This is a genomic window from Streptomyces sp. NPDC020996 (genome assembly GCF_040641355.1).
GTDB lineage: Bacteria > Actinomycetota > Actinomycetes > Streptomycetales > Streptomycetaceae > Streptomyces.
The window spans coordinates 37,158-61,359 of record NZ_JBFADM010000046.1; the positions used below are offsets into that span (position 1 = coordinate 37,158).

The 24,202-nt window shown below is 73.4% G+C and carries 20 protein-coding genes, 1 other RNA gene and 1 pseudogene; 12 read left to right on the forward strand and 10 right to left on the reverse strand.

The features are described from left to right. Nucleotides 1-51: 51 nt before the first annotated feature. Nucleotides 52-1,344, reverse strand: a complete 1,293-nt coding sequence (locus tag AB0G63_RS27270; protein ID WP_360755201.1) for a histidine kinase — start codon at nucleotides 1,342-1,344, stop codon at nucleotides 52-54. A gap of 410 nt (nucleotides 1,345-1,754) precedes the next feature. On the opposite strand from AB0G63_RS27270, the gene AB0G63_RS27275 reads away from it, so the two are divergent. From AB0G63_RS27275 to AB0G63_RS27285, 3 genes are read left to right on the forward strand one after another with little or no spacing between them, the layout of a single operon-like run. Further along, entirely contained in the window at nucleotides 1,755-2,612 is an 858-nt protein-coding gene (locus AB0G63_RS27275) for a MaoC/PaaZ C-terminal domain-containing protein (protein ID WP_360755204.1), read from the forward strand. Nucleotides 2,613-2,659: 47 nt separating this feature from the next. Further along, complete coding sequence (locus tag AB0G63_RS27280) at nucleotides 2,660-3,736, forward strand: Zn-dependent alcohol dehydrogenase (RefSeq protein ID WP_360755206.1); 1,077 nt, start codon at nucleotides 2,660-2,662, stop codon at nucleotides 3,734-3,736. A gap of 35 nt (nucleotides 3,737-3,771) precedes the next feature. After that, nucleotides 3,772-4,713, forward strand: coding sequence for a 3-oxoacyl-ACP reductase (locus tag AB0G63_RS27285; protein WP_360755209.1), 942 nt, complete (start codon nucleotides 3,772-3,774; stop codon nucleotides 4,711-4,713). Between the two features lie 285 nt (nucleotides 4,714-4,998). On the opposite strand, the gene AB0G63_RS27290 is transcribed toward AB0G63_RS27285, so the two are convergent. Continuing rightward, the gene (locus AB0G63_RS27290) at nucleotides 4,999-6,366 is read right to left on the reverse strand and encodes a hypothetical protein (protein ID WP_360755211.1); all 1,368 of its coding nucleotides are present in this window, start codon (nucleotides 6,364-6,366) and stop codon (nucleotides 4,999-5,001) included. Between the two features lie 222 nt (nucleotides 6,367-6,588). Between AB0G63_RS27290 and AB0G63_RS27295 the strand changes: the two genes are divergently transcribed. The 3 genes from AB0G63_RS27295 to AB0G63_RS27305 are packed head-to-tail and all read left to right on the forward strand — an operon-like array spanning nucleotide 6,589 to nucleotide 9,458. Beyond that, the gene (locus AB0G63_RS27295; protein ID WP_360755214.1) at nucleotides 6,589-7,437 is read left to right on the forward strand and encodes a Nif3-like dinuclear metal center hexameric protein; all 849 of its coding nucleotides are present in this window, start codon (nucleotides 6,589-6,591) and stop codon (nucleotides 7,435-7,437) included. Then, on the forward strand, nucleotides 7,434-8,177 hold the full coding sequence (locus AB0G63_RS27300; RefSeq protein ID WP_360755272.1) for a C4-type zinc ribbon domain-containing protein: 744 nt from the start codon (nucleotides 7,434-7,436) through the stop codon (nucleotides 8,175-8,177). Before AB0G63_RS27295 ends, AB0G63_RS27300 begins: the two co-directional genes overlap by 4 nt. 9 nt (nucleotides 8,178-8,186) lie before the next feature. Continuing rightward, nucleotides 8,187-9,458 (forward strand): bifunctional RNase H/acid phosphatase, encoded by a 1,272-nt coding sequence (locus tag AB0G63_RS27305; RefSeq protein ID WP_360755216.1) that lies wholly within the window; start codon nucleotides 8,187-8,189, stop codon nucleotides 9,456-9,458. Nucleotides 9,459-9,540: 82 nt separating this feature from the next. On the opposite strand, the gene AB0G63_RS27310 is transcribed toward AB0G63_RS27305, so the two are convergent. Further along, complete coding sequence (locus AB0G63_RS27310) at nucleotides 9,541-10,137, reverse strand: helix-turn-helix domain-containing protein (protein ID WP_360755219.1); 597 nt, start codon at nucleotides 10,135-10,137, stop codon at nucleotides 9,541-9,543. Nucleotides 10,138-10,232: 95 nt separating this feature from the next. Here AB0G63_RS27310 and AB0G63_RS27315 point away from each other — a divergent pair, with 95 nt between their 5' ends. Further along, a complete protein-coding gene (locus AB0G63_RS27315) occupies nucleotides 10,233-11,195 on the forward strand; it encodes a zinc-binding dehydrogenase (protein WP_360755222.1) in 963 nt (320 codons plus the stop codon). 102 nt (nucleotides 11,196-11,297) lie between these two features. Here AB0G63_RS27315 and yaaA read toward each other — a convergent pair whose 3' ends face one another. Then, complete coding sequence (gene yaaA / locus AB0G63_RS27320) at nucleotides 11,298-12,080, reverse strand: peroxide stress protein YaaA (protein WP_360755225.1); 783 nt, start codon at nucleotides 12,078-12,080, stop codon at nucleotides 11,298-11,300. Nucleotides 12,081-12,261: 181 nt separating this feature from the next. Here yaaA and AB0G63_RS27325 point away from each other — a divergent pair, with 181 nt between their 5' ends. Then, nucleotides 12,262-15,441, forward strand: a complete 3,180-nt coding sequence (locus tag AB0G63_RS27325; RefSeq protein WP_360755227.1) for a BTAD domain-containing putative transcriptional regulator — start codon at nucleotides 12,262-12,264, stop codon at nucleotides 15,439-15,441. Here the strand turns inward: AB0G63_RS27325 and AB0G63_RS27330 are convergent. Both AB0G63_RS27330 and AB0G63_RS27335 read right to left on the reverse strand, forming a co-directional pair. Continuing rightward, nucleotides 15,425-16,186: an ABC transporter permease gene (locus AB0G63_RS27330; protein WP_360755229.1), complete on the reverse strand. Its 762-nt coding sequence runs from the start codon at nucleotides 16,184-16,186 to the stop codon at nucleotides 15,425-15,427. The two genes, AB0G63_RS27325 and AB0G63_RS27330, sit on opposite strands and share 17 nt — an antisense overlap. Beyond that, nucleotides 16,183-17,121, reverse strand: a complete 939-nt coding sequence (locus tag AB0G63_RS27335; protein WP_360755231.1) for an ATP-binding cassette domain-containing protein — start codon at nucleotides 17,119-17,121, stop codon at nucleotides 16,183-16,185. The genes AB0G63_RS27330 and AB0G63_RS27335 overlap by 4 nt, the downstream gene beginning before the upstream one ends. A gap of 199 nt (nucleotides 17,122-17,320) precedes the next feature. On the opposite strand from AB0G63_RS27335, the gene AB0G63_RS27340 reads away from it, so the two are divergent. The 4 genes and pseudogenes from AB0G63_RS27340 to rnpB all read left to right on the forward strand — a co-directional run bounded on the left by AB0G63_RS27340 (nucleotide 17,321) and on the right by rnpB (nucleotide 20,094). Continuing rightward, nucleotides 17,321-17,899, forward strand: a complete 579-nt coding sequence (locus tag AB0G63_RS27340; protein WP_360755234.1) for a Uma2 family endonuclease — start codon at nucleotides 17,321-17,323, stop codon at nucleotides 17,897-17,899. 49 nt (nucleotides 17,900-17,948) lie between these two features. Beyond that, nucleotides 17,949-18,770, forward strand: a complete 822-nt coding sequence (locus tag AB0G63_RS27345) for an AraC family transcriptional regulator (protein ID WP_360755236.1) — start codon at nucleotides 17,949-17,951, stop codon at nucleotides 18,768-18,770. A gap of 52 nt (nucleotides 18,771-18,822) precedes the next feature. Continuing rightward, nucleotides 18,823-19,569, forward strand: a pseudogene (locus AB0G63_RS27350) (DMT family transporter); the annotation flags it as partial. 118 nt (nucleotides 19,570-19,687) lie between these two features. Continuing rightward, nucleotides 19,688-20,094, forward strand: an RNA gene (gene rnpB, locus AB0G63_RS27355) — RNase P RNA component class A. A gap of 213 nt (nucleotides 20,095-20,307) precedes the next feature. On the opposite strand, the gene AB0G63_RS27360 is transcribed toward rnpB, so the two are convergent. The 4 genes from AB0G63_RS27360 to AB0G63_RS27375 form a co-directional block, all read right to left on the reverse strand. Continuing rightward, a complete protein-coding gene (locus tag AB0G63_RS27360; RefSeq protein WP_360755238.1) occupies nucleotides 20,308-21,411 on the reverse strand; it encodes a hypothetical protein in 1,104 nt (367 codons plus the stop codon). Nucleotides 21,412-21,619: 208 nt separating this feature from the next. After that, the gene (locus tag AB0G63_RS27365) at nucleotides 21,620-22,420 is read right to left on the reverse strand and encodes a sigma 54 modulation/S30EA ribosomal C-terminal domain-containing protein (RefSeq protein ID WP_360755241.1); all 801 of its coding nucleotides are present in this window, start codon (nucleotides 22,418-22,420) and stop codon (nucleotides 21,620-21,622) included. Between the two features lie 574 nt (nucleotides 22,421-22,994). Next, complete coding sequence (locus AB0G63_RS27370; protein WP_360755243.1) at nucleotides 22,995-23,291, reverse strand: hypothetical protein; 297 nt, start codon at nucleotides 23,289-23,291, stop codon at nucleotides 22,995-22,997. Between the two features lie 25 nt (nucleotides 23,292-23,316). Next, nucleotides 23,317-24,141, reverse strand: a complete 825-nt coding sequence (locus AB0G63_RS27375) for a TNT domain-containing protein (RefSeq protein WP_360755246.1) — start codon at nucleotides 24,139-24,141, stop codon at nucleotides 23,317-23,319. Nucleotides 24,142-24,202 lie beyond the last annotated feature (61 nt).

Consider the following 24,202-nt stretch of genomic DNA (forward strand, 5'->3'; position numbering starts at 1 on the left):
CCCGGCCGCCGGTCACCCGGCCGGTGGCGACGGCCGCCGGGCGGCGGGCGGTCACGGCGTCCCGGCCGCGGTGCCCGTCGGCAGCGGTGACCCCGTCTGCGGCGGAAGGGGCGCGGACAAGGGGGGCTCCGCGGACTCCGCCGGGTCCGCCGGCAGTTCGGCGGTGATCGTGAAGCCGTGCGGTGACGCGGTGGCCCGTAGGCTCCCGCCCGCCATCGTGAGGCGTTCCATCAGGCCCTTCAGGCCCGTGCCACCCCCCACGCTGCCCGCGCCACCGATGCCGTCGGCACCCCCGACACCTCCGACACCCCCAGCGTCCCCGGCCCCGCCGACACCCGGCGCACTCCCCGCCCCCGCCGTCCCGGCGTCCCGGGTGCCGCCGTTGTCGGTGACCGTCAGGCTGACCCGCTCGGGGGTGCCGTCGAGGGCGATCTCGCAGCGGCTCGCCCCGCTGTGCCGTAAGACGTTCGTCACGGCCTCCCGCACCACCCACCCCAGCAGCGCCTCCGTCTGCCGGGCGAGCGGCGGTCCGGACCGCGTGACCACGGGCTCGACACCGGCCGCCGTCAGCACCGAGCGGGCCCGGTCCAGTTCCGTGGCGAGGCTGCCCTCGCGGTACCCGGTCACCGCCTCGCGGATCTCCGTGAGCGCCTGCCGGCCCACCGACTCGATGTCGGTGATCTGCGTGAGCGCCCCGTCCAGGTCCCGCGGCGCGAGCCGCCGTGCCGCCTCCGACTTCACCACGATCACCGACAGCGTGTGACCGAGCAGGTCGTGCAGGTCGCGGGAGAACCGCAGTCGCTCCTTCTCGACCGCGCGCCGGGCCAGTTCCTCACGGGCGGCACGAAGTTCCCGTACCGCCTCCGACAGCGACAGGATCGCCGCCGTCACCATCGTCGAGATCCAGGTGGCGTACGCGATGCCGAGACCGCTCCAGCCCTCGCGGGCGCAGCAGACCGACGCCGCGAGGACGGCGACGCCCGTGCCCGTCCAGCGCAGCCCGGGCCCCCGCAGCGCCGCCCCCGTCGCGAGGCCGAGCAGCGGGAAGAACAGCAGCCAGTTGCCGCCGTAGCCGATGGCGAGACCGCAGGTCAGCAGCGCCATCACCGCCAGTGCCGCCCGCGTGGACACCGCCGCCCGCGTCTCCTTCACGAAGGAGCGGAACGCCACGTAGATGTAGAGGGAGTTGAAGGTGAGCAGGCCCAGGCCGCCGATCCACGGGTTGGGGGTCTCGCCCTGGAAGAGGTTGGAGAACGCGCCCATTCCCATCAGCAGCCAGGGCAGCAGCGAGAACCCGGAGGCGGGCGGCCCGGGATCCTCGGGCCCCCGCCCGCCCGGCCGCACGGCGCGCCCGCCGGCCCGCCGCGTCGCGTCCCTCGCGTCCCCTCGGCACGAGACCCTGCGAAATCCGCACGATTTCCTGCGGAACCGGTCCATCACTCTGCTCCCCGTTCGTACGGCGGGGCCCGGCCCGCCGGTACGACGGCACGGCCCCCTCGGTCGTGCCGACGACGCTACGCACCGGCCGCCCCGTCCGGCAGGGGCACCCGTACGGACTCCCACGGGACAAATGTCCCGGCATCCCGCCCCGGCGACCTGACGTGCCGTCAGGAGCCTTCACAACTGCGGGACCCTCGGCTATACAGAGGGCGCCGGACTGGAACGCGTTCTAGGTCGGCCCGCAGCGACCCCGGTGCGGCCGACGGTGCGGACGGCCGCACCGGGGTCTTCCCGCCATCACCTCCAGGAGCCCCATGCCCATCGACGCAGCCAAGGCCCTCGCCGCCGGACCCCGTTCCGCGGAGATCGCCTGGGACCGCAAGGACGTCCAGCTCTACCATCTCGGCATCGGCGCGGGCGTCCCCGCCACGGACCCCGACGAGCTGCGCTACACCCTGGAGTCCCGGCTGCACGTCCTGCCGAGCTTCGCCACCGTCGCGGGCGCGGGCGCCCCGGGCGTGATCGGCGGCCTGTCCATGCCGGGCGTCGACGTCGACCTCGCCAGGGTCCTGCACGGCGGCCAGGCCCTCACCGTCCACCGCCCCATCCCGGCCGAGGGCACCGCCACCGCCACCTCCCGCATCGCCGCCGTGTACGACAAGGGCACGGCGGCCGTCCTCGTCCTGCGCACCGAGGCCGCCGACGCCGAGGGCCCGCTGTGGACCAACGACGCCCAGATCTTCGTACGCGGCGAGGGCGGCTGGGGCGGCGACCGCGGCCCCTCCGCCCGCCTCGAGCCGCCCACGGGCGAGCCCGACCGGACCGTCGAGCGGCCGGTCCGCGAGGACCAGGCCCTCATCTACCGCCTCAGCGGCGACTGGAACCCGCTGCACGCCGACCCCGACTTCGCCAAGCGCGCCGGATTCGAACGCCCCATCCTGCACGGACTGTGCACCTACGGCATGACGCTCAAGGCGGTCGTCGACACGCTGCTCGACGGCGACACCGGCCGGGTGCGCTCGTACGCCACCCGGTTCGCCGGGGTCGTGTACCCCGGCGAGACCCTGCGCATCCGCATGTGGCGGCAGACCGGCCGGGTACGGGTGACCGTCACCGCCGTCGAGCGGGCGGACGCCCCCGTCCTCGCCGACACGATCGTCGAACACTCCTGAACCCCGGATGACCTGTGAACCCTGGATGACCTGAGGGGAGCCGCACCATGCGCGCAGCGGTACTGCACGAGATCGGCCAGGACAAGCTGGAGGTCCTCGACGACGTCGAGGCGGTGGGCTTCGGGCCCGGCAAGGTCAGGATCCGGGTGCGCGCCACGGGGCTGTGCCACTCCGACCTGTCCGCGATGAGCGGGGTGCTGCCGCAGCCGGCGCCGTTCGTGCCCGGGCACGAGGGCGCGGGCGAGATCCTCGAGGTCGGCGAGGGCGTCGGCCACGTCAAGCCCGGCGACCGGGTCGTCGTGTGCTGGCTGCCGGCCTGCGGCAGCTGCCCCGCCTGCGGGCGCGGCCAGACCGAGCTGTGCCTGGCCGGGTTCATGAACGCGGGCACCCCCAACTTCCGCCGCCCCGCCGGTGACGTGTTCGGCTTCGCCGGGACCGGCACCTTCGCCGAGGAGGTCGTCGTCGACGCCGGCTGCGCGGTGCCGATCCCGGACGACGTGCCCTTCGACATCGCCGCGCTGATCGGCTGCGGGGTCACCACCGGCCTCGGCGCCGCCCTGAACACCGCCGACGTGGAGGCCGGTTCGTCGGTCGCCGTGATCGGCTGCGGCGGCGTCGGCATCTGCGCCGTCCAGGGGGCGCGGCTGAAGGGCGCCGCCGAGATCGTCGCCGTCGACCCCGTCGCCTCGCGCCGGGAGGCCGCGCTGCGGTTCGGCGCCACGCGGGCCGTGCCGCCGGACGAACTGGCCGACGCCAGGCAGCAGGTCACCGGCGGCGAGGGCTTCGACTACGTCTTCGAGGTCGTCGGCAGGTCGGCCACCGCCCGCGCGGCGTACGAGAACACCCGGCGCGGCGGCACCCTGGTCGTGGTCGGCGCGGGCGCCATGGACGACTTCCTCCAGCTCAACATGTTCGAGCTGTTCTTCGACGAGAAGCGCATCCTGCCCTCGATGTACGGCGGCGGCGACATCCTGCGCTCCTACGAGCGGACCATCGCCCTGTGGCGGGCGGGCCGCATCGACCTCGCGGGCCTGATCACGCACCGGGTGCCGCTGGCCCGGATCGACGAGGCGATCGAGCAGATGCGCACGGGCACCGCGCTGCGCACGTGCGTCGAGATCTGACGGGACGACGGGATGACGGGATGACGGGAGTGTCCGTGTCGCTGCCACTGGAAGGACTGTCCGCCCTGGTCACCGGCGCCGGCCGGGGCCTGGGCCGCGCCGAGGCGCTGGAACTCGCCCGGCTCGGCGCGGCCGTCGTCGTCAACGACTTCGGGCAGCCGGGCCGGGACGGCTCGGGGAACGCCTCCGCGGGCCCCGCCGAGCAGGTCGCCGCCGAGATCCGCGCCGCGGGCGGCACGGCGCTGGCCCACACCGGAGACGTGTCCGACTTCGCCCAGGCCCGCGAGATGATCGAGTCGGTGATCGCCGAGTACGGCCGTCTCGACATCCTGGTCAACAACGCGGGCATCCTGCGCGACCGCATGGTCTTCTCCATGACCGAGGACGAGTGGGACTCGGTGATCCGCGTCCACCTCAAGGGGCACTTCAACACCACCCGCTTCGCCGCGGCGCACTGGCGGGAGCGGTCCAAGGCGACCGGCGCGCCGGTGTACGGGCGGATCGTCAACACCTCCTCGGAGGCGTTCCTCGCCGGATCCGCCGGGCAGCCCAACTACGCCGCCGCGAAGGGCGGAATCGTCGGGCTGACCACCTCGACGGCGCTCGCGCTCGCCAAGTACGGGGTGACCGCGAACGTGATCTGCCCGCGCGCCCGCACCCGGATGACCGAGGACGTCTTCGCCGGCCTCGCCCGCCCGGCCGACGGCGGCCTCGACCCGCTCGCCCCCGAGCATGTCGCGCCCCTCGTCGGCTACTTGGCGTCTCCGGCCGCCTCCCGGATCAACGGCCAGCTGCTCGTCGTGCACGGCGGCATGGTGGCCGTCGTCGAACGGCCGCGGGTGCGTGCGAAGTTCGACAGCAAGCAGGACACCTTCAGCCACGACGAACTGGACGCGCTGCTCACCCCGCACTACGCGGAGCGGCCGGCCGGGGAGACGTTCGGGGCGGCGGAGGTGCTGCGGCTCAGCCGCGAGTAGTCGCGAGTGGCCGCGAGCAGCGCCGGGACGGCCCGGGGCGGACACGCGGAGGGGCCCGCACGCCGTCCGGCGTGCGGGCCCCCGTCGTGCATGTGTCAGGCCGCTGCTTCCGCGTCCTCGGCGGGCTTGCGGTGCCGGCCGTGGGGGGGCCGTGTCACCGTCCTGTGCCGAGATCGGGCCCCGGTGCCGGCCGTGGCCGGTGTCCTCCCGGGCTTCGGCGGGCAGCGGCTGCATGATACGTGCGTCGCTCATCGGAACTCTTCACCCCGTCAAAACATGATCTCTTTACAGCCCGGCGAGTCTATCCAGCCCCCCGAGGGCCGGATCCAGGCGACCAGCCGACCGGGACGATTTCGTTACAAGGCCCCCCAACGGCGCCTGCTGCAACGGCACCGGACGCGGCGCGGCGGGCTCCGGATCGTCGTCCCGCGGAGGCGAGCCGCCCGGCGGTGACGCGCCGTCCGGCGGAGGCGAGCCGTCCGGCGACGCGGGGTTCGCGCCCTCCGAGGCCGGGGAAGCGCCCTCCCACACGGGGTTCGCGTCCTCCCGCGCGGGCTTCGCGCCCTCCGGGGCCGGGGTCACGCGCTCCCACGCTGCCCGTACCGCCGTGACGTCGCTCTCCGGCTGCCGTACGGGCGCCGGCACCCGCGCCACGCCGCACGGCACCTCGCCCGTCGCGTACGGCAGCAGCAGCACACCGTCCGGCGTGTACAGCCCAGCGCCCGCCAACCACCCCTCGGGCGCCGGGAGATGGTGGATCCGCCGTCCCTCCGGCCGCCACACCCCGACCCAGCCGCCGGCCGGACCGTCGATGCGCAGCGCCACCGCACAGCTCTCCGGCGTCAGCACCTGCCCCGGCTGGATCGCGAATGGCGTCACCGCGCAGCCGGGCAGCCGCAGGCTCTCGGGGAAGCGCACCGGCAGCGTGCTGCCGAGCACACCCCAGCCCAGCCGCTCCTGTCCGGGCGAGGGCGCGTCCGAGCTGATCAGCAGCAGCCCGCTGTCCAGGTCGGCGAGCAGCAGCCGGTCGTCGCTGTCGGCGGCGATCTGCAGCAGCGGCGAGATCTCGCCGCCCCGCTCCAGGTCGGCCACCACCGTCTTGGTCCGGCCGCCGGTCTCCCGGTCCAGGGCCAGCATCCGTCCCGACCGCTCCAGCCACACCCCGCCCGAGCAGCGCCCCGGGACCTCCGCCACGGGCTCCGGCCCGAAGGCGCCGCCCACCACCCGCCACACCGTGCTGGAGCGCCGGCCCACGACGAGGGCGTACGCCCGCTCGCCGCCCGGCGCCGGCGGCAGCAGCCGCAGCCGGCTGCCGGGCTCCGGGCACTCGACCGTCCCGAGCGGCAGCTCACCCGTGCCCGGTCCGGTCGGGTACAGCAGCGCGAAGACGTGCCGCCCCTCGGCCGCCCGGCGGATCAGCACCCGCCCGTCGCCCATCGGCTGCACCTCGCTGCCCGGCTGCTCCGGCCGGCTGCCGGGCAGCGGCACGGCGTACGGCTCGGGACCGTCGAGTGTCCAGCGCTCCGGGAACCAGGAGTCGCCGTCCGGCGCGAGGCGGGCGGCGTAGGAGCCGTCCACGGTGATCGTGCAGCAGCCCGCCCGCGGGGCGCCGTCCCCGGGCGCCGTCCCGGGCTCGATCGCACAGGCCGTCATCGTCTGGTCACCTCCTGCGACGACGCTAGTTTTCGTACGCGCAGGCGGGGACAGGCTGGCGGCCGCTTCACACATAAGGGTGGCCCAGGAACGATTCGCCTGAGGACGCGACGGCCCGTGTGCTGAAGGCGGGCCCGGCCCCGCAGGGTCCCCGGCGCCGGTCCTCGGAGCCGGTCCCCGGCACCGGTTCAGCGGCGCGGTGCAGGCAGGTAGCCTTTTCCCGTGCCCCGTCTGTCTGAAGTCATCGCCGCGCTGGAGAACCTGTGGCCCGCCGAGCGGGCCGAGTCCTGGGACGCGGTCGGCACGGTCGTGGGCGACCCCGACCAGGAGGTCACCCGGGTCCTGTTCGCCGTCGACCCCGTCCAGGAGATCGTCGACGAGGCGGTGAAACTGGGCGCCGGCCTGCTGGTCACCCACCACCCGCTCTATCTGCGCGGGACGACGACGGTCGCGGCCTCCACCTTCAAGGGCCGTGTGGTGCACACGCTGATCAAGAACGACATCGCCTTGCACGTCGCCCACACCAACGCCGACACGGCCGACCCGGGCGTCAGCGACGCGCTCGCCGGCGCGCTGGACCTGCGGGTGACCGGCCCCCTCGTCCCCGACCCGGGCGACCCGCACGGCCGCCGCGGCCTCGGCCGCGTCTGCGAACTGGACCACCCGCTGCCGCTGCGCGAGTTCGCCGCCCGCGCCGCCGAGCGGCTGCCCGCCACCGCGCAGGGCATCCGCGTCGCCGGCGACCCCGAGGCGCCGATCCGCACCGTCGCCGTCAGCGGCGGCTCCGGCGACAGCCTCTTCGACCACGTCCGGGCGGCCGGCGTCGACGCCTTCCTCACCGCGGACCTGCGCCACCACCCGGCCTCCGAGTTCATGGCGGCCAGCGCCCATCGTCCCCTCGCGCTGCTCGACGCGGCGCACTGGGCCACCGAGTGGCCCTGGTGCGAGCTGGCCGCGAGTCAGCTCGACGAAATCTCCGACCGGCACGGATGGGACCTGCGCGTCCACGTCTCCAAGACGGTCACCGACCCCTGGACCAGTCACTCCCCTTCACCTGGAGCCCCCAACTGAACGCCGCGCCCGCCGACCAGATCCGACTCCTCGACGTCCAGGCCCTCGACGTGCGCCTGCAGCAGCTCGCGCACAAGCGCAGGTCGCTGCCCGAGCACGCCGAGATCGAGTCGCTGACCAAGGATGCAACCCAGCTGCGCGACCTCCTGGTGGCCGCGCAGACCGAGGAGAGCGACTGCGCCCGCGAGCAGACCAAGGCGGAGCAGGACGTGGACCAGGTGCGCCAGCGCGCCGTCCGCGACCAGCAGCGCCTGGACTCCGGCGCGATCACCTCGCCCAAGGACCTGGAGAACCTCCAGCGGGAGATCGCCTCCCTCGCCAAGCGGCAGGGCGATCTGGAGGACATCGTGCTGGAGGTCATGGAGCGCCGCGAGTCGGCGCAGGAGCGGGTGAACGAGCTGACCGAGCGCGTCGCCTCAGTCCAGTCGAAGATCGACGACGCGACCGCCCGCCGGGCCGCCGCCTTCGAGGAGATCGACGGCGAGGTGGCCTCCGTGACCAAGGAACGCGAGGTCGTCGCCGCCTCCGTCCCCGCGGACCTGCTGAAGCTCTACGACAAGCTGCGCGAGCAGCAGGGCGGCATCGGCGCGGCGAAGCTGTACCAGCGCACCTGCCAGGGCTGCCGCCAGGAGCTGTCCATCACCGACATCAACGACATCCGCGCGGCCGCCCCCGACACGGTGGTGCGCTGCGAGAACTGCCGCCGCATCCTGGTGCGCACGGCCGAGTCCGGCCTGTAGGGGCCGGCCGTGCGGGAGTTCGTCGTCGAGGCCGACGGCGGGTCGCGGGGCAACCCGGGACCCGCGGGGTACGGCTCCGTGGTGCGCGACGCGGCGACGGGGGAGACCCTGACGGAGACCGCGGAGTACATCGGCGTCGCCACGAACAACGTGGCCGAGTACCGGGGCCTGCTCGCGGGCCTGCGCGCCGCGCACCGGCTGGACCCGTCGGCCACCGTGCACGTCCGCATGGACTCCAAGCTCGTCGTGGAGCAGATGTCCGGGCGTTGGAAGATCAAGCACCCCGACATGAAGCCGCTGGCGATGCAGGCGGCGCGGGTCTTCCCGCCGGACCGGGTGACGTACGAGTGGATCCCGCGGGACCGGAACAAGCATGCGGACCGCTTGGCGAACGAGGCGATGGACGCCGGAGCCCGGGGCGAGCAGTGGACGGAGCCGACGTCCGCGCCGGCCTCCACGTCCGCGCAGGCCGTGTCCCCCGCCGAGCCGACGGCCCCGCCCGGCGACGCGAGGACCGGCGCGGCGAAGGCGCGCGAGGCGCTGGCGCGCGGCCGCGACCGAGCCGGCACTCCGGCTGCCGGCGAGGCCGCCAAGGCCGATGCCGACGTCCGTGCCGCGCGCACCGTGGCCTCTCCCGGCTGGGCTCCGGCCGACATGGGGGCCCCGGCCACCTTCGTGCTGCTGCGGCACGGGGAGACGCCGCTGACCCCGCAGAAGCGGTTCTCCGGGTCCGGCGGCAGCGATCCCTCGCTCTCCGACGTCGGCAGGGAGCAGGCCGAGCGGGCCGGGGCCGCCCTCGCCCGGCGCGGCACGATCCAGCACATCGTCGCCTCCCCCCTCGCCCGCACCCGCGAGACCGCCGGCATCGTCGCCGAACGCCTCGGCCTGGAGGTCAGCGTCGACGACGGCCTGCGCGAGACGGACTTCGGCGCCTGGGAGGGCCTCACCTTCGCCGAGGTGCGGGAACGTCACCCGGAGGACCTGAACGCCTGGCTCGTCGACCCGGAGGCCGAGCCGACCGGCGGCGGCGAGAGCTTCGCGGCCACCGCCACCCGGATCGCCGCCACCCGCGACAAGCTGACCGCGGCGTACGCGGGCCGCACGGTCCTGCTCGTCACCCACGTGACGCCGATCAAGACCTTCGTACGGCTCGCCCTGGGCGCCCCGCCGGAGTCCCTGTTCCGCATGGAACTGTCGGCGGCCTCCCTGTCGGCGGTGGCCTACTACGCGGACGGCAACGCAAGCGTCCGCCTCTTCAACGACACCTCCCACCTGCGCTGACCGCCCCGCCCGACCGTTCGGCTGCCGGGCCCGAGAACGCTGTCACCATCCCGGTAGCCGTTCTCCTCGAAGACCGCGAAGATCACCGCAGCGGCTGTGCGTGCCGAGGGCAGGCTTCGAACGCCTGGATCACCAGCCCCGCGAAGCGTCGGGAGGCCTTGACCTGGCCGGCGGCCGATGTGGCGTGGATCCCCTTGTTGGCCATGAGTACGAGAATCAGGTCGTCCAGGACGAAGTCGGACCGCAGGCGCCCCGCTTCCTTGGCTCGCTGAGCCAGTTCGGCGACGGCTTTCACCGTGTGCTCACGGCCTGCGGCGACATCCGTCACCCCCGGGTAGGCCGACAGGAAGGCTTCGGTGAAGCCCCGGTCGCGTGCGTGCAGCTCACAGATCCTCTCGATTACCAGGCACAGGCCACGCCACGGATCAGGATCGGCGCACCCCTCGTCGACGATGGCGCGACATGCGTGGAGCTGCTCCGCGAAGGCCTCGGTGACCAGCATCCGCTTGGTCGGGAAGCGGCGGTACAAGGTGGCAGGCCCCACCCCGGCACGCCGCGCGACCTCCCGCATCGGCACGTCCAGGCCGTCGGCGGAGAACAGCGCTCGGGCCGCGTCGAGGATGCGTTCGCGGTTGTCCAGCGCGTCGGAGCGCAACGTATGAGGCAAACGGTCGGTCACCACTCTCACTTTATCCAGGCGGGCGGGGGCGTCCGGTTACCGTCCGAGGCGTAGAAGCTCTCGCGCTCGAGCGGTCCGAGAACCTGGAGACCACGTTGAAGGCAATCTCGATCCAGAGGTTCGGAAGCCCCGACGTTCTGGCTGCTGTCGACCTGCCGGTACCCGCACCTGCTGCCGGGCAGGTACTGATAGCCACCGAGGCGGTGGGCGTCGGCGGTGTCGACACCTTGATCCGGAGCGGGGCTCTGGCCGCCTACGGATTCCAGGAGGGCCACATCCCGGGCAGCGAGGTGGCGGGCACCGTGACCGCGGTCGGTGACGGCGTCGACGCGTCGTGGACCGGCCTGCGGGTGTGGGGCTTCACCGGTACCGGCGGAGGCTACGTCGAACAGGCCGTCGTACCGGTCGAGCGGATTCTTCCCCTGCCCAGCGGTCTGTCCGCCGCTGCCGCGGTGACGCTCGGCAGTTCCGGTGCGGTGGCCCACTTCGGGCTTCGCCACGCCCATTTCGTTCCCGGGGAGACCGTCCTGGTGCGTGGCGCGGCCGGCGGTATCGGCATCATGGCGGTGCAGCTCGCGGCCCGCGGTGGTGCCGCCGCGGTGGCGGTGACGACATCGTCGGCCGAGCGCGGCGAGCGGCTGCGCCGTCTCGGCGCGACCCACGTGCTGGACCGCTCCGGCGACGGAGGGGAAGAGGCTCCCGCGGGCTATGACGTCATCATCGATGTTGTGGCCGGTGAGGACATGCCGTCGTTCTTCGACAGGCTCAACCCGAACGGCCGCATGGTGGCCGTGGGCGCTGTCGCAGGTCAGCCGCCCGCCGACTTCGGTACGAAGATCATGGCGGCGTTCCAGAAATCGATGTCCTTCGCCGCTTTCAGCGCCGCTACCGTCACCCCGGCCGACCTGAGTGCCGTACGCAGCGAGCAGTTCGCCGCAGCCGGCCGTGGCGAGATCGAAGCGGTGGTGCACGAAGTGCTGCCGCTGGACGAAGCCGTGTCGGCGCACCAGAAGATGGACGCGGGTGAAGTCTTCGGCAGGATCGTGCTGACACCGTAGCCCCGCGCTCTCCGTTTCCGCGGTGGACCGTGCCGTCCGTTCGGCCGGGGCCCCCGGGCTGGTACGGAGGCAGCAGGCGACTCGGCCTCGCCGCGCGCGACCTCAGTGCACCTGGTCGACCAGCACGTCCAGTGCCCAGGCGCGGCCCGCCGCCGCGGGCGCCTGCGCCTCGACGGCGTAGCCGAGGTCGCGCAGTGCCTCCACCAGCTCACCCGGCGCCGACACCACCGCGCCCGCCGTGAGCAGGCTCCGGACGATCCGGCCCTTGGTTGCCTTGTTGAAGTGGCTGACGACTTTCCGGGTCGGCGCGTGCAGCACCCGCACGGTCGCCGTCCGCCCGGCGACCTCGCCCTTCGGCTTCCACGCGGCCGCGTACGCGGAGGACCGCAGGTCCAGCACCAGCCCGTCCCCGGCCGCCTCCGGCAGCACGGACGCCATCGCCGCCCGCCAGTGCCCGGCCAGCGCCCCGATCCCGGGCAGCTTGACGCCCATCGAGCAGCGGTAGGAAGGAATCTCGTCGGTCACCCGGACCGCGCCCCACAGTCCGGAGAAGACCAGCAGCGAGCGCGCCGCCCGCTCCTTCGCCGCCGCGTCCAGGGACGCCAGGCCGAGGGCGTCGTACAGCACGCCGGTGTAGATCTCCCCGGCGGGCCGCGTGCCGGCCGTGCGCAGGGCGGCGTTCTTCGCGACCTCGCCGCGCAGCCCCTCGCTCAGCCCCAGCACCTCGCGCGCCTTGTCCTCGTCCCCGGCGCACAGTTCGACCAGCTCGTCGAGGACGGCCTCGCGGGCGGCGGTCAGTCCCGGCAGCGACAGCGACTCCAACTTCAGCGGGGCGCCACGGCCGGGGGAGGCCTTGCCTTCGGACGGGGGCAGCAGGACAAGCACGGACGGATCTCCTTCGGTTCAGCTCTGCGCCAGCGTACGGGGGCCGCGAGCGCACCGGGACGCCCGTGCCGCCCCGCCTCTCGCGGCCCGCCCGGCGGCCACCCGGCGCCCGCTCAACTCCCCCTCGACGAGGCGTCGTCGGCCCGGAGGCGCCCGCCGGCCCCCGTGGCAAAATCAGCGGGTGCAGATCGGGATGCTGGGTCCGTTGGAGGTCCGCGCGGCTGACGGCGCCTCGGTCGACGTGCCGGGCGTACGCCTGCGCGGACTGCTGGCCGCCCTCGCGCTCAAGGCGGGGCACGTGGTCCCGAGAACGTCACTGGTCGACTGGATCTGGGGCGAGCACCCGCCCGCCGACGCGACGAACGCCCTGCAGCGCCTGGTCTCCCGGCTGCGGAAGGTGCTGCCGGACGGGGTGGTCGAGGGGCATCCGGCCGGCTACCGGCTGGCGCTGGACCCCGACGCCGTCGACGCCGTGCGGTTCGAACGTCTCCTCACCGTGTGCCGGGCCGGCGCCGGGGATGCCTCCCGGCGGGTGCGGCTGCTGCGCGAGGCGCTCGGCCTGTGGCGCGGGGCGGCCCTGCAGGACGTCGGCCTGCACGACAGCGCCGCGTGCGGCGCCGCGGCCGCCCGGCTGGAGGAGTTGCGGCTGGCCGCCCTGGAGGAGCGGTACGACGCGGAGGCCGCCCTCGGCCACGCGGCGGACACCGTCACGGAGCTGACCGACCTGGTGGCCGCGCACCCGCTGCGGGAACGGCTGGTCGCCGCGCTGATGCGCGCCCTCGCCGCGGCCGGCCGCGACAGCGAGGCGCTGCTGGTGTACCAGCGGGCGCGGGAGGCCCTGGCCGACGCGCTGGGCGTCGACCCATCGCCGGACCTGGCCGCGCTGCACGTCGCCCTTCTGCGGGGCGAGCCGGGGCGGCGACAGGAGGGTGGCAGGACCAACCTGCGGGCCGAGCTGACCGCGTTCGTCGGCAAGGACGACGACGTCGCCGCCGTCCGCGACCTCCTCGCCCGGCACCGGCTGACCACCGTGATCGGACCGGCCGGTTCGGGCAAGTCCCGGCTGGCCGCCGAGACCGCGCGCACGCTCCTCGACGGCCTGCCGGACGGGGCCTGGCTGGTGGAGCTCGCCGCCGTCCCCGCGAACGGCGACGTGGCCGACGTCGCGCAGGCGACGCTCGCCGGGCTCGGCCTGCGGGACGCCCTGCTCGGCGGGGCCGCGAACGCCGAGCCGACGGACCGGCTCATCGCCGCCATCCGCGAGCGGGAGGCGCTGCTGATCCTGGACGACTGCGAGCACGTGATCGAGTCCGCGGCGGTCTTCGCCCACCGGGTGCTCGGGGAGTGCCGGCGGCTGCGGATCCTGGCGACCAGCCGGGAACCGCTCGGCATCACCGGCGAGGCGGTGTGGCAGGTCGAGCCGCTGGCCCTGCCGGCGGCCGACGCGACCCCCGACGAGATCGCGTCCTCGCCCGCGGTCCGGCTGCTGCGGGACCGGGCCGGGGCGGTCCGCCGCGACCTTTCGGCCGATGCCCGCACGCTGGCGACGATGGCGCGCGTGTGCCGGGCCCTGGACGGGATTCCGCTGGCCATCGAACTGGCCGCGGCCCGGCTGCGCACCATGCCCGTCGACCAGCTCGCCGCCCGGCTCGACGACCGCTTCCGCCTGCTGACCGGCGGCAGCCGGACCGCGCTGCCGCGCCACCGGACGCTGCGCGCGGCGATCGACTGGAGCTGGGAGCTGCTCAGTCACGCCGAGCGGGCGGTGCTGCGCCGGCTCGCGGTGTTCTCCGGCGGAGCGAGCCTGGAGGCGGCCGAACGGGTCTGCGCGGGCGACGCCGGTGACGCGGGCGACGCGGTCGAGCGGGACGACGTACTCGACCTGCTCACCGCGCTCGCCGAGAAGTCGCTGCTGCTCGCCGAGGGCGACGGGGCCCCGCGTTACCGCATGATCGGCACGATCAGGGAGTACGCCCGGCACCGGCTCGCGGAGGCGGGCGAAGCGGACCGGGCCCGCCGCGCGCACCTGGCCTGCTTCACCGAGCTGGCCGAGACCGCAGAACCGCACCTGCGCCGCGCGGAGCAACTGGAGTGGCTGGCCACGCTCGCGGCCGAGCACGACAACATCGGCGCGGCGCTGCGCGGCGCGCTGGCGGCGGGCGAGGCACAGGCGGCGATGCGGCTCGCGGCGGGCGCGGGCTGGTACTGGTGGCTCGGCGGGCACCGCACCGAGGGGCTGGAGCTGATCACCGCGGCCACCCGTGTCCCCGGCGAGGTGGGCGACGAGGTCCGGGCCATGGCGTACGCGCTGGTGGTGCTGTTCGTCAGCTCCGGGCGGGGCGACGAACGCCAGGCCGCCGAGTGGATCCGCGAGGCGCACCGGTTCAGCCGCCGCAGCCGTCGCCGGTACCCGCTGCTGGGGCTGGTCGACGCGCTGGAGCACCTGCTGCGCGCGCCCGGTGAGTTCCTGCCCGCGTTCGAACCGCTGCTGGACAACGAGGACCCCTGGGTGCGCGCGCTGGCACGGCTGCACCTGGGCAAGATGCGGATCGTGCTCGGCCGGGGCGGACGGGACGGACGGGACGCGGACGCGTACCTGGAGACGGCGCTCGCCGAGTTCCGGGCGCTCGGCGAACGGTTCGGCATCTCGTTCGCGCTGACCGAGCTGGCGGACCGGCTCGCCGCACGCGGCGAGTTCGCCCGCGCCCGCGAGCACTACGAACAGGCGATAACGGTCGTCACCGAGGCCGGCACCACCGAGGACGTCATCAGGATGCGGTCACGGCAAGCTCAGCTCCACTGGCTGCTGGGCGACCGGGACGCCGCGGCGGCCGCCCTCGCCGAGGCGCAGCGCTGCGCGCAGCGGGTCACCTGGCCGGACGCGCTGGCCGAACTGGCCCTGTCCAGGGCGGAACTCGCCCGCTGGGCCGGCGACGCCGAGGAGGCACACCGGCAACTCGGCCTCGCGACGGCCGCGTTGGGCGACGAGGCGCAGATGGCGAACGTCCGCGCGGTGACGCACGACCTCCTCGGCTACCTCGCCCACGACCTCGGCGATGCCCGGACGCACCGCGCGGCGGCCTGCGCGGCCGCCGCCGAGGCGGGATACGCGCCGCTGCTCGCCCGGACCGTCGTCGGGGTGGCCGACCTGGCCCTGCGCCGCGACGAGCCCGAGCAGGCCGCGCGGCTGCTCGCGGCGAGTGCGGGCGTGTGCGGGCTCCAGGACCGCTCCTACCCGGACCCGGCCCGCATCGAGCGGGCCGCGCGGCGCCGCCTCGGCGACGCGCGGTTCGCCCAGGCGGCCGCGGAGGGGGAGCGGACCGGCTGGTCCCGACTCGTCGAGGTCACGCTCGCTTCCTGAACGTGGACACCGCCCACACGTAACCGAGGACGGCGAGCCCGACGCACCAGGCGACGGCCGCGTACGCGTCGCCGCTCGACGGGTCGCCCGCCAGCAGCCCGCGCAGCGTCTCGATGATCGGCGTGAAGGGCTGGTACTCCGCGAACTGCCGCACGCCCGCCCCCATCGTGTCCGCGGGCACGATCGCGCTGCTCAGGAACGGCAGCATCACCAGCGGCACGGTGGCCAGGCCTGCCGACTCCGCGGTCTTCGCGGCCAGCCCCAGAGCTACGGTGAGCCAGCTTGCCGCGAAGGTGAGCAGCAGGAGCAGGCCCAGCACGCCGAGCCAGTCGAGGGCGCTCGCGCCCGGGTCGAAGCCCAGCGCGAAGGCCACCGCGACGATGGCCGCGCAGGCCACCAGGCAACGCACGGTGGTGACGACGACCTGCCCGGTCAGCACGGCGCCGCGGGAGACGTCCATGGCCTTGAACCGGTTGATGACGCCCTTGCGCATGTCGTCGTTCACGGCCGTCGCGGTGGACCCCAGCCCGTAGCTCACCGCCATCACGAGCAGGCCCGGCGTCGCGTAGTCGATGTAGTCCTCACCGACGCTGAAGGCGCCCCCGAGCACCTTCACGAACATGAGCATGAGCACGATCGGGAACAGGACCGCGTTGAACACCACGAGCGGATTGCGCAGGGTGTGCTTCACATTGCGGCGCAACATGATCGCCGAGTCGGCCAACGCCGTGGACAGGCTGCTCACTTCGCCACCGCCTCGGTGCTCGGGCGCCCGGTCAGGGCGAAGAAGACGTCGTCGAGGTCGGGCCGGTGCACTGAGAACTCCTGGGCGTTGATCGTGTGTTCGTCGAGCCGGTCCAGCAGGGCCCGCAGCGACCTGGACTCGCCGTCGCTGGGCACCCGCAGGGTCAGCTCCTGGTCGTCGCGCGCGGACCCGGCCAACACCTGTGCCGCCGCGTCGAGTTCGTCGAGGCCGGCGAACCGGAGCCGGACGTGGGTGCCCGGGACCTGGCGCTTGAGCTCCTCGGGAGTGCCCTCGGCGACCAGCCGGCCACGGTCGAGGACCGCGATCCGGTCGGCGAGCTGATCGGCCTCCTCGAGGTACTGCGTGGTGAGGAAGATCGTGGTGCCGGCGGCCACCAGCTCGCGGACGATCCCCCACATCGTGCGCCTGCTGCGCGGGTCGAGCCCGGTCGTCGGCTCGTCCAGGAAGATGATCCGCGGGTCGCCGACCAGCGTCATCGCCAGGTCCAGCTTCCGGCGCATACCGCCGGAGTAGGCCGACACCCTGTCGTCCGCCGCCTCCACCAGCTCGAACCGCTCCAGCAGCCGCGTGACCAGCGGATCGGCCGGGCGTACCCGCTTCAGGTCCGCCATCAGCCGCAGGTTCTCCCGGCCCGACAGCAGCTCGTCCACCGCGGCGAACTGGCCGGTCACGCCGATGGCCGCGCGCACCTGCCGGGTCTCGGCCGCCACGTCGTACCCGGCGACGCGCACCGTCCCGGCGTCGGCCGTCAGCAGCGTCGCCAGGATGTTCACTGTCGTCGTCTTGCCCGCCCCGTTCGGGCCGAGCAGGGAGAAGACCGTCCCCGCGGGGACCTCGAAGCCGATGCCGTCGAGGACGGCTCTGTCGCCGTACGCCTTGCGCAGCCCGGAGACCGCGATCGCCGAATTCTTCATGCCCCCACCGTCGCGCCCGCCCCTGACACCCACCTGTCACGCCTCTGACACGCCCCCTGACACGCGCTCCCGACCCCGCGGCCGTCGTCGTCGTGGGCGTGCCGATCCTGTGCCACGATCGAGGGAACGGTTCCCGATCCCACGGACAGGTGATCTTCCGATGTCCCAGGCTGGCGAGCGACCGAAGGAGGGGCGTGACATGACCGCCATGGCCCATGAGCAGCTCACGCAGGCGGAGGTCCTGCTGGAGGGCTTTCTCGCCCTGGACACCCCGGAGGGTTTCCGGGCCGAGCTGATCGACGGGGAGATCGTTGTGACACCGCCGCCGGACGGGGACCACGAGGACTACATCGGCTTGATCGTGGAAGAGGTGATCAGGAAATCGCGAACCCGCATGCAGTTCGCGGGAAACAAGGGGCTGAAGCTGCGGAGTGGGGGAGGCTGCCCGAAAGACCACGCGATTCCCGACGCGACGTTCGCCCCCATGGAGCTGCGGCTCTACCGGGGGGCCGAACCCTGGATGCCCTGCGACGGTGTCGCCATGGTGCTGGAGGTGACCTCCACGAAGCCCGCCGCCGACCGCGAGGCCAAGCGCCGCTGTTACGCCCGCGGAGGCATCCCGCTGTACCTGCTCGTCGACGGCGAGGCCGCGTCGGTCACCCTGTTCAGCGACCCGCGCAACGACGACTACCGCCAGGTCTGCACCCTCCCCTTCGGCAAACCGCTGCCCCTCCCCGAGCCGTTCGCCTTCGAGCTGGAGACCGCGGACTTTCTCTGATCCCGTGGGCGTTGCACCCTGAGGACGACGCGGAGACAGGGGGCGGCGCGTGGAGCAGGCACGGTGGACCAGGGCACGCCTCGGCCGGTGCGGCCCCCGCCTCGACCTGCTCACCGCCCGCTTCGACACACACGTCTACGCGCCCCACGCGCACGACGAGTTCACCGTCGGCGTCTGCGTGGGCGGCTCGGAGGTCATCGACTACCGCGGCGGCCACATCCGCACCGGCCCCGGCTCCATCGTCGTCCTGGCCCCTGGCGAGACCCACACCGGCGGCCCCGGCACCCCCACCGACGGCTACGCCTACCGCGCCCTGTACGCGCAGACCGCGTTGCTCACGGACGGCACCCTCGGCGGCGTACCGCACTTCCGCGAGCCGCTGATCGACGACCCCGAGCTGGCCACGGCCGTCCTGCGCACCCACACCGAACTGAGCGCCTGCCCGGACCCCCTGGAGACCGAGTCCCGCCTGCCCTGGCTGCTCACCGCCCTCGCCCGCCGCCACTCCACCGCCCGCCCGGCGGACGACGCCGTCCCCGGCGCCGACCGCATCGCCCGCGTCGTACGCGACCGCCTGGCCGACGAACTCCTCGACCCGCCGTCCCTCGCCGACCTGGCCGGCGACCTGGGCCTGTCCCGCTACCAGCTGCTGCGCGCCTTCCGCACCGCCATGGGACTGCCGCCGTACGCCTGGCTCGCGCAGCACCGCGTCCACCGGGCCCGCGGCCTGCTGGACGCCGGTCTGCGCCCCGCCGAGGCGGCCGGCCTGGTCGGCTTCGCGGACCAGGCGCATCTGACGCGCTGGTTCCGCCGCGTGCTGGGCGTGACCCCGGCGGCGTACCGCAACAGCGTTCAAGACGGCGGGTGCTGAGGGGCCGGAGACTCGCCGCATGACTGCACGCGGCTGGTTCCTGTTCTCCCTGATGGGAGTGGTCTGGGGCGTTCCCTACCTGTTGATCAAGGTGGCGGTGGAGGACCTCTCCCCGTCGGCGGTGGTGTTCACGCGCTGCGCCGTGGGCGCGGCCCTGCTGCTCCCGTTCGCCCTCCGCGGCGGCGGCCTCACCCGCACGCTGCGGACGCACTGGAAGCCGATGCTGGCCTTCGCGTGCCTGGAGATCATCGTCCCCTGGTTCACGCTCACGGACGCCGAACGCCACCTGTCGAGTTCCACCGCCGGCCTGCTGATCGCGGGCGTCCCGATCGTCGGAATCGCGGCGGCCCGCCTCCTCGGCGACACGGAACGGCTCGGCGCCCGCCGGGTGGCCGGCCTGGCGCTGGGCCTGGCGGGCGTGGCCGTCCTCACCGTCCCCCACCTCACCGGCGGCGACGCGCGCTCACTGGCCGAGGTGCTGCTGACGGTCGTGGGCTACGCGACGGCGCCGCTGATAGCGGCCCGCAAGCTGAAGGACGTCCCGACGCTCCAGCTCATCACCCCCTGCCTGGCCCTGGCGGCCCTGGTCTACGCCCCCGCCGCGGCGGCGACCCGGCCGACGGCGATGCCCGCGCCCTCCGTGCTGGCCGCCCTCGCCGGCCTGGGCGTCGTCTGCACGGCGCTGGCCTTCGTCGCCTTCCTGGAACTGATCAAGGAGATCGGCCCGACCCGCTCGACGGTCATCACCTACGTCAACCCGGCGGTGGCCGTGGCGGCCGGGGTGCTGTTCCTGGACGAGCCGCTGACGGCAGGCACGGTGGCGGCCTTCGCCCTGATCCTGGCGGGCTCGGTGCTGGCCACGGCGGGCCGGGCGCGGAAGGCCCCGCCGCGCCCGGTAACATGGCCGACACGGCAGACGAGCCGGGCGGACGGCCGCGTGGAGTCCCCCTAGGGGGCTTCCCGAGGAACGTCCGGGCTCCACAGGGCAGGGTGGTGGCTAACGGCCACCCGGGGTGACCCGCGGGACAGTGCCACAGAAAGCAGACCGCCCGGCACTCAGGTGCCGGGTAAGGGTGAAACGGTGGTGTAAGAGACCACCAGTGCCCAGGGTGACCTGGGCAGCTAGGTAAACCCCACCTGGAGCAAGGTCAAAAGGAGCCGCTGTGAAAGGCGGCTCTGCGTGGACGTCCGAGGGCTGCCCGCCCGAGTCCACGGGTAGACCGCACGAGGCCGGTGGCAACACCGGCCCTAGATGGATGGCCGTCGCCGGCGGGCCCGCGAGGACCCACCGGAACAGAACCCGGCGTACAGCCCGACTCGTCTGCCGCTCTTTATTTCCGCAGGTCAGTGACTATTTTCCCGCTTGACAGGCCGGTGCCCTGCCCCTCTCGGCAGGACAGCCGAAGCCTGCACCAAGCGGTGGTGGAAGAGGTGCGGGCCGACGGCGGCACCCCCCGTTTCGCGGCACGACCGGCTGTGCTTACGACCTTGAGCGCGGGCCGGAGAACCCGCGTCGAGCCGCATCCCGGAAGACTGCTCACTTGCCGGATGCGGGATCGGCGTAGCGCAGGAGTACGCCCACGCCCTCGCTCGGCCGCAGCTCCTGCTCGGGCACCACGATCAGTTCGGCTCTTGTCCCGACGAGGGCGCGGGCCAGGGCCGTGTCGGCCCGTTCCTCGCTGACCTCCCGTATGCCGTAGGAGCGCAGTTCCTGTTCGGCGAGGGCGAGTTGGCCGGGTTTCGGACCGACCCACAGGCGGAGAGGTGACTCGGGGTGGTCGTTGAGGAAGAGGGCCTTCACCTTGCCGCGTTGCAGCGCCGACACGGTAGGCGCAAGGCCTTCCGTGAACGCTCCGTCGCGGGCCCGCTCGGCGAGGAAGGCGTCCAGCAGTGCCCGGTCGTGCGCGGCCATGCGCCCTTCGAAGAGGCTTTCGAGGCGGTGCTCCAGCAGCGCCCGCCCGGGCTCGGACTCGCCGGCGCCCGCCACGGTGGTGACCTGCCCGCGCAGGGCGGCCGGGAGCCGGTTGATGAGGATGCCGCGGGCCCAGACGTCTCCGGCGACGACCACCGTCTCGACGTCGATGCGCCGTGCGTGACCTTCCAGCTCCCGGCCGACCTCGCCGGCGGCGCGGGCCCAGTCGGCCACCGGGATCTCCTCGTCCAGGCGGTGGCCCGGCGTGACCTTGGTCAGCGGCCATGCACCCGCCTCGGCCTCGATCCGTACGGTGCCGGTGGCGTCCGTCGAGTGACGGCCGCCGTAATGCACGTGCACCGCCAGGTACGGAATCCCCGGTGCGTGCTGGACGATCAGCGGCATGGTGTCCGGCAGCGTCCCGAAGTGCGCCGTGTCCCGGGCGGGCGGGGCGGGCAACTCGTCCAGCAGGGCCAGGCGTCCGTGGGCGGTGAACACGGCCTGGCCGTGGGTGCCGGGAACGTCCGTGTCGCTGCCCACGGTGCCCGCCACCGCGGTGACGGATTCCCGGTCCGCTCCCTCGGACACCAACGCGTCCCGAAGACGCCGCCAGCGCAGTCGTACGGCGGCATCGGGATCCTCGAGGGCGGCGTCGCGGGACGTGTCCAGGTAGACGGACGCGAAAGGACCGGACTGCTTGTAGAGAGGTTCCAGGAAGGAGAGTTTCATGGCCACTCCCGAGTGGGCGGTCGGCGCCACGTGCCACCAAGCACCCGGGATGCCGCCGTATCAAGACACGTTCGGGGTGGCGTGCCGCGGCTCTTCCAACTCCAGGATGCGCCTGCCTCACGAACCGTGCCGCTCGCCGCAGGAGCCGTGGGGGTGGCAGGCCCGGGTTCGCCGGACCGCGGCTGCGGCGCGGCGCCGCGACGGACCATTATTCGACGGGAGAGATCAACCCGTAATGGCCGTCGTAGCGGTGGTACAGGACGTTTCCCCGCCCGGTGGTCGCGTCGGCGAAGAACACGAACGGGAACCCGGTGAGATCCAACCGCTGTTTCGCCTCGGCCACGCCCATCCGGGGGGCCGGAAGCTCGCTCGAGGTCAGCGGCACGTTCACGGGGCCGACCAGGTCAGGCTGTGGATGAACCTGGGCGAGACGGTAGCCCGTCGGGCCCGCCCGGTACAGCACGCTGTCCTCTCCGGTACCCACGTCGGTGAAGAGGTGGAAGTCGTAGTCCATCGTCTCCAGCTCGAAGGCCGCCTCGTCGGGCGACTCCTGGGCCAGCGAGTAGGACTTGTGCCGTACGACCTGCCGCTCCTCGGCCGGGCGCGGGAAGTAGTCGGGGCGGTGAGTGGGCTCGCTGCCGTGACGCCACTCATGCGTGCCCGGCACGGGTGTCTTGCCCCGCCGGGCCTCCCAGTGCTCCTCCAGCCGCGTCAGCCGCACGGCCAACCGGTCCTGCAACAGGTCGACGGCCTCGTTCACGTTCGTGGCCGCGACGTGCGCGCGAGCCGGACGCCCGTTGACGTCCAGGTTGGCCTGGGCGATCGCGGGCCGCTCCATGGCGGGGTTGGCCATATGGGTCAGTTTGACGCGGGCGTACAGAACCGGTTCCCGCGTCCGGCCGGTGAGCGCCCGTACCTTCTCCTGCGCGTATTCGACGGCTCCCGGCGGCATCTGCCCCTGGGTTTCCACCTGGATCTCGGGAGCCCGCTGTGGTGCCGATCGCTTCATGGCAGCCTCCTCAAGCTGTGTGTCCCGCTCTCCACACTCGCGCTCATCGGGCCTGTCCGCACGGCCGGCCGTGGTCCTCCTCGGCCTGCTCGCCCTCCCGCGCGTTCGCCTGGCCGCGGCCGGATCGGGCTTGCGCGCGGTGTCCCGGCGCTTGTCGGGAAAGCCTGCGCCCGTACTCCCTGCACGCATCTCGAGAAATATGCCCGATAGGTATTGACTCGTGCCGAATGTCGGCCATCATGGAAATAGACCACAACACCGAAAGAGCCACAAAACCCGGTGAGGACGTCTAATCGGCGGAGTGACTCGGACAGGATGTGGTTCAGGCCCCCGGCAAGCCGGCGCGATACCGAGGCAGCAGTGACGACTGACGCTTCAGGACACGTGCAGCACTACCGGGGACTGATTTTGTTCGAGAGCCTTCGCTCGGGCATGGCCCAGGAGCGAAGGCATTGCCGTGCCTGCCCTCTCGAACCGAAGAACGGCGAGCTTGGAGGCCACCCGGTCCGTAGCAGCCGGCCGGCCATGGCTGCCTAGACCCGGTCCACGCACCGGGCGCCGGGGTCGAGGTCCGTCAGGGGCGGCGCAGCCGCGCTCGTTCCTCGGGGGTGAGCGGCACGGACGGTGGCCCCGGGTCGGTCAGTCTGGCGTACAGGCTGCGGCACGCCCGGTCCTCGTCGTCGAACCGTTCCAGGGCGGTGCGGACGCCGCGCTGCCGCACGCCCACGACCCAGCCGCCGTCGTCCTCCTCAAGGTAGAGGCGGTCCTCCGGCCGGGGCGTGCCGGGCGGGGCGGGGCAGCCGACGATCTCGTACAGCCCGGCGGGGACGCCGGCCGCGCGCAGCGCTTCGCACAGTTCGTGCCGATCCATGCCCCGGCCCTTCTTCCGTCCCGTGTCAGTTGGCGCGTTCCAGGTTGCCGCTCTTGAGCAGGGAGGCCACCGTGGCGCCGGTCTTCACGTTCGGGCAGTAGGTCGCCGTCGCCGCGACCGAGGTCACGTACTGCGTACCCTGACCCGGCTGCTCGAAGCCGGGGGCGGCCGGGCCGGCGCAGACCAGCGTCGGCTTCTTCACCCGGTACAGGGCGTAGTCGTACGGGTGACGCGGGTCCTGGGTGTTGAGGGCCGACGGCGGGATGGACCGCCTTCCGTACGCGTCGCCGGCCGGTGAGAGGAACTTGCCGAACTCGTTGCCGAAGCGGTCCACCAACTGGCCGACCCTCAGCGTGTACTCCTCCGCGAGGGGCGCGCCCTGGGCGTTGTGGTCGAAGCCGTCGTCCGGGAGCAGCGAGTACTTCCAGTCGCCCTGGCCCAGGTCCGCGCTCGGGTCCCACCACTTGTTCAGGAACTCGACCGGCGTCAGGTTGCCGAAGCGGTTGTACCCGGCGAGGATCCGGCCGAGGATGCCTTTGGTGGGCAGCTTGGCCGGGCCGAACCGCCAGTCGTTGCACACGAAGGGCGTGTGCGCGAACGGGTAGGGCGAGGGCACCAGCCCCAGACAGTTCGTCCGCGAGTCGTCCCGCCCCGGCCCGCCGTGCGGCAGCAGCGCCGGGTTCGTGTCCGAGCCCGGGTAACCCAAGCCGTCCGAGTCGCCCACCCCTCCGGCGGCCTTCTGCTGCTGGTGCGTCACGGGCCGGTCGGCGGTCCGGTCGCGGGTGTCCGCGGCCGCCGGTGAGGGCGTGCTGAGCAGCACGGACCCGGCGAGCCCGGCTGTCGCGGCCATGGCCGCACTCCACTGACGGAACGTCACTGATACCTCCGCAAGATTCGTCCCCGAGGAATCG